Source organism: Achromobacter sp. (genome assembly GCF_036567245.1).
Lineage (GTDB): Bacteria > Pseudomonadota > Gammaproteobacteria > Burkholderiales > Burkholderiaceae_B > Achromobacter.
In genome coordinates this window covers 1-9,359 of sequence record NZ_DATCUY010000362.1, presented here as the reverse complement: position 1 = coordinate 9,359, position 9,359 = coordinate 1, and the positions used below count along the sequence as shown (strand labels likewise).

Below are 9,359 nucleotides of genomic sequence, written 5' to 3'. Positions count from 1 at the left end.
ACAGGCCGCGCAACTGCGCCGCGTACTTGGCCGGGCCGGGGCTGCTTTCCATGAACAGGGCGCGCGTCAGCGGCAGCAGGCGCGCGAACAGCGCACGCGCCTCGTGCAGGCGGCCAGCATCCATGTAGGCGCACAGCGCGGCCACCTCGGCGGGCAGGATGTTGGCGACCACCGAGATGACGCCCTGCCCGCCCAGCGCCAGGTATGGCAAGCTGGTGAAGTCGTCGCCGCTGTACTGAGCAAAGCCCGGCAGCACGGCCTGGGCGATGTCGGCCGCGCGGGCCATGTCGCCCGTCGCATCCTTGATGCCCACGATGCGCGGGTGCCGCGCCAGCGCGGCCACGGTGTCCACCTGCAGGTCGATGACCGTGCGGCCGGGCACGTTGTAGAGCACCAGGGGCAGCGCGGTGGCTTCCGCCTGCGCGGTGAAGTGCGCCACCATGCCGCGCTGCGTGGGCTTGTTGTAGTACGGCACGACGCTGAGTAGCGAGTGCGCGCCGGCCTGTTCGGCAAAGCGGGCCAGGCTGACGGCTTCAGCGGTGGAGTTGGCCCCCACGCCGGCCATGATGTGGATGCGGCCGGCCGCGTGCTGCACGGCGGCGGCCAGCAGCTCGCGGTGCTCGGTGTGCGACAGCGTGGACGATTCGCCCGTGGTGCCGGCCACCACCAGGCCCACCGTGCCCTGAGCGATGTGCCAATCCACCATGCGGCGCAGTGCGGGTTTGTCGATGCTTTGGTCGGCCTTGAAGGGCGTGAGCAGGGCCACCAGGCTGCCGCGGGGCAAGGCGGCGCAGGCAGTGGCGGATGTGGCGGGGCTGGAAGTAGACATGGGTCGGGCTGAAAGGCTGGAATTAAATGAAACGCCGTCCCCACGCGCCCCGCGCACGCGAGGGCGGTTCACGCAGGGGCTGGCGGGTTACGCGTCGACCGCCACGCGCTGGGCGGCCGGTGCCTGCAGCTGCTGTTGCAGGCGCTCCACGGTCTTCTCGTAGGCGCGCAGATTGGCTTCCTTGACCGGGCCAAAGCCGCGGACCTGCATCGGTGCAGCGGCCAGCGCCAGCGCTGCGTCGCGCTGGTCGGCGCGCAGCTGCGCCACCAGGTCGCGCATCTGCTGTTCGTAGCGGGCGACCAGGGCGCGCTCGGACTTGCGCTCTTCGCTGTAGCCGAATACGTCCAGGGCCGTGCCGCGCAGGAACTTCAGGCGTGCAAGCAGGCCAAAGCCGGTCATCATCCAGCCGCCCCATTCGCTCTTGGCCGGGCGGCCTGTGCGCTGGTCAATGCGGCTGAGCACGGGCGGTGCCAGGTGAAAAGTCAGCTTGGACGGGTCTTCGAACTCCGCGGCCAGCTGCTCGCGGAACTCGGGCGCGGCGTGCAGGCGGGCGACTTCGTACTCGTCCTTGTAGGCCATGACTTTGTAGAACGACTGGGCCACGGCCTTGGCGATCTCGTCCTGGCCGGGCCACAGGCGCACTTCGGCGGCGCGCACTTCGTCCACCAGCGCGCGGTAGCGGGTGGCATAGGCGCTGTTCTGATAGGCCTCCAGCAGGCTGCTGCGGCGCGCGACCAGCGTGTCGAGCGATTGCTCGGCCAGCGGCTGGGGCGCTGCCCCCAGGCCGGCGTGCTGCAGCACGGCTTGTGGTTCGACCGCGTGGCGGCGGCCCCAGCGGAAGGCGGCCAGGTTCATTGGCACGGCGGCGCCGTTGAGTTCAATGGCGCGCTCGATGGCCTGCGCGCTGACCGGCACAAAACCGCGCTGGTAGGCCGCGCCCAGCATGAAGAGGTTGGTGGCAATGGCGTCGCCGCACAGCGCCAGCGCCAGGCGGCCGGCGTCGATCACTTCCACCTGCTCCTTGCCCACGGCGCGCACCACGGCCTGCTCCAGCGGGTTGGTGGGGAACTGCAGGTCCGGGTTCTGCACGAAGGCGCCGGGCATGACTTCCTGGCTGTTGAGCAGCACCCGCGTGACGCCCTTGCGCGCCATGGTGAGCGTGTTGCCCGACGCGGCCACGACCAGGTCGCAACCCATGATGGCGTCGGCCCCGCCCGGCGCCACGCGCACGGCGGCAATCGCAGCGGTGTTGATGCCAAAGCGCAGATGCGTCCACACCGAGCCGCCCTTTTGTGCCAGGCCCGCCATGTCGAGCACGCCCGAGCCCTTGCCTTCCAGGTGCGCGGCCATGCCCAGCAGCGCGCCGATGGTGACGACGCCCGTGCCACCCACGCCGGTGATGATCATGCTGTAGACGCCGTTGCGCAGGTCCGGCAGCGTGGGTTCTGGCAGTGTGGGTTCTGCGTTCTTACCGCCCTCGCCGCCCTTGCCACTGGTGCCCTTGCGCAGCTTGGCGCCGTTCACCGTGACAAAGCTCGGGCAAAAGCCTTTGAGGCACGAAAAGTCCTTGTTGCAGGCCGACTGGTCGATGGCGCGCTTGCGGCCCAGGTCGGTCTCCAGCGGCACGACGGCCACGCAGTTGGACTGCACGCCGCAGTCGCCGCAGCCCTCGCACACGGCGGGGTTGATGACGACGCGCTTGTCCGGGTCGGGGAAGGTGCCGCGCTTGCGGCGGCGGCGCTTTTCTGCGGCGCAGGTCTGGTCATACACCAGCACGGTGGTGCCCTCCAGCTCGCGCAGTTCGCGCTGCACGGCGTCGAGCTCGTCGCGGTGGTGCACCGTCACGCCGGGCGCCCAGCCGGTCACGCCGTCGTATTTTCCGGGCTCGTCGGTCACCACGGCGATGCGCACCACGCCTTCGGCATGCACCTGCTGGGTGATGCGCACCGGGTCCAGCGGGCCGTCGTGGCGCTGGCCGCCGGTCATGGCCACCGCGTCGTTGTAGAGCAACTTGAAGGTGATGTTGGTCTTGGCCGCCACCGCCGCGCGGATGGCCAGCAGGCCCGAGTGGAAGTAGGTGCCGTCGCCCATGTTCTGGAACATGTGGGCGCGCTTGGAAAACGGCGCCTCACCCACCCAGGCCATGCCTTCGGCGCCCATCTGGGTGTAGCCCAGCGTGTCGCGCCCCATGGTCTGCGCCATCCATGAGCAGCCGATGCCGGCATAGGCGCGGCTGCCGTCGGGAATGCGTGTGGACGTGCTGTGCGGGCAGCCGGCGCAAAAGTAGAAGCTGCGCGCCATCACGTCCACCGCGCCCAGCACGGGCTTGCGCCGGGCAAGGGCGTGCACGGTGTCGAGCAGCGCCGGCTCGGTGGCCGCCAGGCGGTGGCCGACGACCTGGGCGATCTGCGCGGCGTCCAGCGCCATCTCCACGCGGAACAGCTTGGCGCCCTGCTCGTCCTTCTTGCCGATGACGCGCGGAGCGTCGGCCGCGCCGTACAGGATTTCCTTGAGCTGCGCTTCGAGCAGTGCGCGCTTTTCCTCGATGACGATCACCAGGTCCAGCCCGCGCGCAAATTCGGCCATGCCCTGCGGCTCCAGCGGCCACACCATGCCCACCTTGTAGACCACCAGGCCCAGCTGCTGCGCGCGCGCCTCGTCGATGCCAAGATCGGCCAATGCCTGGCGCAGATCCAGCCAGCTCTTGCCCGAGGTGACGATGCCGATGCGCGCGCCGTCGCGCTGGCCAAAGGCCACGCGGTCGATGCCGTTGGCCCGCGCGAAGGCGCGGGCCGCGTCGAGCTTGTGGTTGACCAGGCGAAATTCCTGCGCGTGCGGCGTGTCGGGCAGGCGGATGTTGAGGCCGTCGGGCGGCAGCCTGTCCGACTCGGGCAGCACGATGGCCACACCGCCGTCATCCACCTCCACCGAGCCCGACGCGTCGGCCGTGTCCTTGATGCACTTCATGCCCACCCAGGCCCCGCTGTAGCGCGACAGCGCCCAGCCCAGCAGGCCGTAGCTGACCAGCTCGGAGACACCGGCCGGCGACAGCACCGGCATCTGCGCATCGACCAGCGCGAACTCGCTCTGGTGGCAGGTGGTGGACGATTCGCAGGTGTGGTCGTCGCCCATCAGCACCAGCACGCCGCCGTGCTGGGAGCTGCCGGCCAGGTTGCCGTGGCGGAAGGCGTCGCCGCTGCGGTCCACGCCAGGCCCTTTGCCGTACCAGATCGAGAACACGCCATCGAAGCGGCCGTCGCCACCGATCTCGGCCATCTGCGTGCCCCAGACGGCCGTGGCGGCCAAATCCTCGTTCACGCCGGGCACGAACACCACGTCGTGCGCGTCGAGGTGCTTGCGCGCCTTGGCCAGCTGGTCGTCGTAGGTGCCCAGGGGCGAACCGCGGTAACCGGTGATGTAGCCCGCCGTGTTGAGCCCGGCAGCGCGGTCGCGGCGCTTTTGCATCATCGGCAGGCGCACCAGGGCCTGCACGCCGGTCAGGTACACCGTGCCTTCGGACGCGGTGTACTTGTCGTCCAGTCCTACCGACCGCAGGCTGGTGCCAATGCTCATATCGCTCATGCCTTGTCTCCTTGTGCTTGTTGTGTCTCTGCGTGTTACTCAGGGGGCCGTCGGCGCTTCGGGCCAGCCCCAGAAGTCGAGCCCTTCGTCGGCAAAGAAGCGCGCCAGCACGCCCCGGTGCACTTCGCTGGCGCCGTCCACCAGGCGTGCCTGGCGCGCATAGCGGTAGATCCATTCGAGCGGCGTGTCTTTCGAATAGCCCTTGGCGCCCTGGACCTGGATGGCCGTGTCGACACAGCGGTGCAGCGTCTCGGACACCTCGATCTTGGCCATGGAGACCTCCTTGCGCGCCTTGCCGCCCCGGTCCAGCTCCAGCGCGGCGCTCATGGTCAGCAGGCGCCCTGCCTGCACGCGCATCGCCGCCTCGCCCAGCATGGCGCGGATCGATTCGCGCTCCAGCAGGGCCTGGCCGCCGCTCATGCGCTGTTTGGCATGCTCCACCGCGATGGTCAGCGAGCGCTTGGAGAGCCCCAGCCAGCGCATGCAGTGCGTGAGGCGCGCCACGCCCAGGCGGATCTGCGTGAGGCGCAGGCCGTCGCCCACGTCCATCAGGCTGTTCTCATCGGGGATCTCGAGCCCGTCGAAGACCAGCTCGCAATGCCCGCCATGCTCCTCGGGCCCCATGATGGGAATGCGCCGTTCGATGCGCCAGCCCGGGTCGTCGGCGTGGAACAAAAAGGCCGTGAGGCCGCGGCGCGGATCGTCCGAGGTGCGGGCGATCAAAATGAAGTGCTGGGCCACGCCCGCGCCGGTGATGAACCACTTGCGGCCATGCACCACCCAGCGGTCGCCGCGCTTTTCGGCGCGTGTGCGCATGCTGGAAGGGTCGGAGCCGGCGCCCGGCATGGGCTCGGTCATGGCGAAGGCTGAGCGCACCTTGCCGTCGACGATGGGCTGCAGCCAGCGCTCCTTCTGCGCGGCGGTGCCGACCTTTTCAAGCACCAGCATGTTGCCGTCGTCAGGCGCCGCGCTGTTGAACACCACGGGCCCGAAGATAGAGTAGTTCATCTCCTCGTAGCAGGCCGCCATCGCATGCACCGGCAGTCCGCCGCCGCCGCGCGCCTTGGGCATTTGCAGCGACCACAGGCCGGCGGCGCGCGCCTCCTGGCGCAGGTGCTCCAGCAGCGCGGGCGCCACATTCTCATGCTCGTCGTAGCTGGCGGGATCCAGTTCGAGCGGCAGCAACCGGTCGCGCACAAAGCTGCGCAGTTGGCGGCGGATGCGCTCGTGCGGCGCGGAGAGGGTCCAGTCCATGGCGTTCCTAGAGTGAATTGACGAGGTGACCGCCGTCCACGGCGAGCACGCTGCCCGTCATGTAGGTCGATGCGTCGCCGGCCAGCAGCAGCAGGGCACCATCGAGCTCCGATGCCTTGCCCAGCCGCCGCTGCGGGATGCGCTTGATCAGTGCCTGGCCCGCAGCGCCGGCAAAGAAGTCGTGGTTGAGGTCGGTGTCCACATAGCCCGGTGCCAGCGCGTTGACCCGGATGCCGTAACGCGCCCACTCCAGCGCCAATGCCTTGGTGAGTTGAATCAGCCCGGCCTTGGCGACCGCATAGGCCGGCACCTGCTGCGCCACGCGCAGACCCAGGATGGAGGCGATGTTGACGATGCTGCCGCCTTTGCCCGCAGCGATCAGCGCGCGCGCAGCAGCCTGGGCCACGAAGAAGCTGCCCGACAGATTGACGTTGATGAGGTCCTGCCACTCTTGAGGCGCCACCTCCAGCGCAGGTGCGGTGTGCGCCACGCCGGCGTTGTTGACAACGATGTCTGGCGCTGACCCGATCCAGGCGCAGGCCGCATCGAAGCCCTGTTGCACCGATTCCGGCTGTGTCACATCCAGCGCCAGCGCATGGGCATCGAGCCCCTCGATCACGAGCTGATCGGCGCAGGCACGCCCCAGCTCCAGTCGCCGTCCGCCCAATACCACGCGTGCGCCCTGCTGGGCAAGCACGCGTGCGAAATGCAAGCCCAGGCCGCTGAAGCCGCCGGTCACCAGGGCGGACTTGCCCTGCAGAGTTTGCGCGGCACTCATGGCGCCACCTGCATGGCCACGGCCTTGGGAGCATCGATGCCGCAGCGGGCGCTGGAGATGCGGATCAGCGTATCCGCCATGCGCAACGCCTGGGGCCGCGCATCGAAATGACCAAGGCGAATGGACGCCACGGTGCGCTGGCGCAGACCGTGCAGCACGGCCTCCAGCGATGCCGTGGTTTCGTCCGGCGCGGGCCCGACCAGTTCCCGCAGGTGATCCGCTTCAGCTTGCGCAATTTGCTCGCCGTCCGCCAGCTCGCGCACCACGATGCCCAGCGCGTTGACCACCATCAGCGCGGTGTGCCGCGCCTGCGGGGGAACGGCGGCCAGCAGTTCGTCGTGCAAAGTGTCGCGGGCCACCGAAAGAAGATCCAGCGCGGCACAGGAAGCCTGTGCGCCCATTTGCGTCATCTCATCTCCTTTGTCGCGCGCAAGGCGCCCAGTTCCAATTCCGCCACCATGCGCCCGGTCAGCGCCAACTCCAGCGAGCGCTGGCGTCCACTCCAATGGCGGTGCGCCTGCTGCAGGGCAATCACCGCCCAACGCAGGTGCGCGAGCACTTCCCAGAACTGGATGTCTGCCAGCGTGAACGCCTCGCCACCGGCCTGCGCATAAGCATCGAGGAAATCCTCCAGCGCGCCCAGGCCGCCACCGTGCAGGTCGGGCCGGGCAAAGCGCCAGCAACGCGCGGCAAACCAACCGATGTCCTCGCGGGCATCGCCCCAGCCGGCGAATTCCCAGTCCAGCGTGCCACTCAGGCGGCCTTCGTGGACCATGAGATTTCCGGTGCGGTAATCTCCGTGCGTCAACACGACGGGCGACGGATCGGGAGCGTGGCGCAGCGCCCAGCGCAAGCCATACTCCAGCGCAGGTCGCGCCTCGCCAAGCTCGTCCAACTGCTGCTGCAGTTGCAGCACCCGCTGCTGCAAAGGCTGTGCGGGCGTCGCCCCCAGAAAACCCAGGCCATCGCTTGGCGGGCGCAAGGAATGGATGCGCGCAAGATTGGCGCCCAGGTCCCGCATCAGCAGGGCGCGGTCGGGCACCAGGGTCGCGTCGCGCGTGAGCCGGTGCGCAGCGGCCGTGCCGGGCAGCATATCCATCACGAAAAAGGGGAAGCCCAGCAAGGCACCGGCATCTGCCAGCAGCGGCGCCGGCGCCTGCACGCCCACTGCCACCACGGTGCTCAGCAAGGCCGCCTCATCCATGCGCGAACGGCTGGTATCCACCGAGGCCGCAGCATCCCGGCGCAGGACCCATCGCGTTTTGCTCTGCGCTTCGTCGTGCCAGACGCGGGCGTCCAGCATCCAGTTCTCCTGGATCGCACCGCCCGAGAGCCTGCGGCTCTCACCAATGGAGACGCGGTCGGCACCCAACGCCCGTGCCAGGGCTGTTTCAAGGGCACGCATGGTGGCGATCGGCAACGCGTCTTTACACGTCATGCAATCTCCCCCATGCCATCCATGGCTCCGTGGCCTGCACATCGCACACCCAACACCACCACGCCTTCTGGCAGACGCTTGATCAGATATAAAATAGTGTTCACGAGCAGAGTGTAGACACTTATGAAGACATATGTCAACAACATCGATCCGACACTGTATTAGGTGGCACTCTGCGATGGACCCGGCGTGGCCAATGGGACCTCCTCAACGGCCTGCAAGACAGATCACACCCCTGTGGGTCTGCTTCATCCGCGCGGCCTAAAATGCACGAGCGCGCCTTTCGCTTTGGTCAGGACCGGCCCTGACCTGATGCACTCAAGCACCGCCGCGCCACCCGGCTTTCATGCCCAGTCATGCGGCGACGCATCCAGCCTTGCCCTCACTTTTCTCCAATCACCGAACGCACCCATGGCCACCAAAAACACCAAAAAAACAGCACATGTGCCACAGACCCGGGACGAAAGCAGCGTGGAGAGGCTCTATATCGAGTTGCGGGAACGCGCTATGCGATACGACTTCCGGCCCGGGGCTCGCATCAATGAGCAGGCACTGGGGCGAGAGTTCGGCGTCAGCCGGCCGCCGCTGCGAGAAGCGTTGAACCGCCTCGTCGCAGAGGGTTTCCTCGACTTCGTCATGAACAAGGGGTTCTTTCGCAAATCTGTTAGCGTCGAGGAACTGTTCAACCTTTACCAGGTGCGCATCGCGCTGGAGCGCCGCGCGGTGTTCCTTGCGGTGGAACATGCGGGAGACGCCGAAATTGAGGCACTGCGCGATTACTGGAACACTGTCATGACAAGCGCCGCTGGCATGTCCATCGCCGACCTGCTGCTGGCCGATGAGGAATTCCACCGACGCTTGGCGGCGCTCTCGCACAACCGGGAATTGAGCCAGTTTCTCGAACAGGTGACGCGGCGCATCCATGTGGCACGCCACATCGACTTGGAACATTCCGACTGGAATGCCCACGCCTTCAATGCACACGCCCAGCTCGTCACCCTGCTGCAGGCGCGTCAACTGGAGCCGGCATTGGTGGCGCTCACCGAACACATCGACATGAGCCTGAAGCGGGCCGTGGAGATCACCAAAGAGATGGTGGCCAAGTTCTTCTTGCAAGACCAGACCTGGTCATCGTCTCAGCCGCCGCAGGACCGGTAAGCCCCCAAGAAGGACAGGCCCAAACTGGCCGCACCCCTTGCCTGGGTGCGCACCAGCGAAGCAAAGGGCCCACTGCAAACGCCTTCGACCCTGGTCCCACTTGACAGCCGATGGGTGGGCAGCGGCAGCGGCAGCGGCAGCGGCAGCCGACGCTATCATCGACCGCTTCCATGCCAGCTTTCCTCACCGCCGCCCTCTACCAATTCGTTGACCTGCCCGACTGCGCCCAGCTGCAGGCGCCGCTGCAAGCCTGCTGCGAGGCGCACGGCGTGCGCGGCCTGCTGCTGCTGGCGCCCGAGGGCATCAACGGCACCATCGCC

The 9,359-nt window shown here is 67.8% G+C and carries 7 protein-coding genes and 1 pseudogene; 2 read left to right on the top strand and 6 right to left on the bottom strand.

What is annotated here, in order from left to right; all coding sequences use genetic code 11:
• The 6 genes from dapA to VIR09_RS15640 all read right to left on the bottom strand — a co-directional run.
• Positions 1–829, bottom strand: an 829-nt coding sequence (gene dapA, locus VIR09_RS15665) for a 4-hydroxy-tetrahydrodipicolinate synthase (protein WP_332013704.1), incomplete at its 3' end; no start/stop codon positions are given.
• Between the two features lie 87 nt (positions 830–916).
• Positions 917–4,411, bottom strand: a complete 3,495-nt coding sequence (locus tag VIR09_RS15660) for an indolepyruvate ferredoxin oxidoreductase family protein (protein WP_332013703.1) — start codon at positions 4,409–4,411, stop codon at positions 917–919.
• A gap of 39 nt (positions 4,412–4,450) precedes the next feature.
• Positions 4,451–5,665: an acyl-CoA dehydrogenase family protein gene (locus VIR09_RS15655; protein ID WP_332013702.1), complete on the bottom strand. Its 1,215-nt coding sequence runs from the start codon at positions 5,663–5,665 to the stop codon at positions 4,451–4,453.
• Positions 5,666–5,672: 7 nt separating this feature from the next.
• Positions 5,673–6,443: an SDR family NAD(P)-dependent oxidoreductase gene (locus tag VIR09_RS15650; RefSeq protein WP_332013701.1), complete on the bottom strand. Its 771-nt coding sequence runs from the start codon at positions 6,441–6,443 to the stop codon at positions 5,673–5,675.
• Positions 6,440–6,853, bottom strand: a complete 414-nt coding sequence (locus VIR09_RS15645) for a DUF6285 domain-containing protein (protein ID WP_332013700.1) — start codon at positions 6,851–6,853, stop codon at positions 6,440–6,442. Before VIR09_RS15645 ends, VIR09_RS15650 begins: the two co-directional genes overlap by 4 nt.
• The gene (locus VIR09_RS15640; RefSeq protein ID WP_332013699.1) at positions 6,850–7,863 is read right to left on the bottom strand and encodes a phosphotransferase family protein; all 1,014 of its coding nucleotides are present in this window, start codon (positions 7,861–7,863) and stop codon (positions 6,850–6,852) included. Before VIR09_RS15640 ends, VIR09_RS15645 begins: the two co-directional genes overlap by 4 nt.
• A gap of 429 nt (positions 7,864–8,292) precedes the next feature.
• Here VIR09_RS15640 and VIR09_RS15635 point away from each other — a divergent pair, with 429 nt between their 5' ends.
• Positions 8,293–9,039, top strand: a complete 747-nt coding sequence (locus VIR09_RS15635; protein WP_332013698.1) for a GntR family transcriptional regulator — start codon at positions 8,293–8,295, stop codon at positions 9,037–9,039.
• Positions 9,040–9,209: 170 nt separating this feature from the next.
• A pseudogene (locus VIR09_RS15630) lies at positions 9,210–9,359 on the top strand (hypothetical protein); the annotation flags it as partial.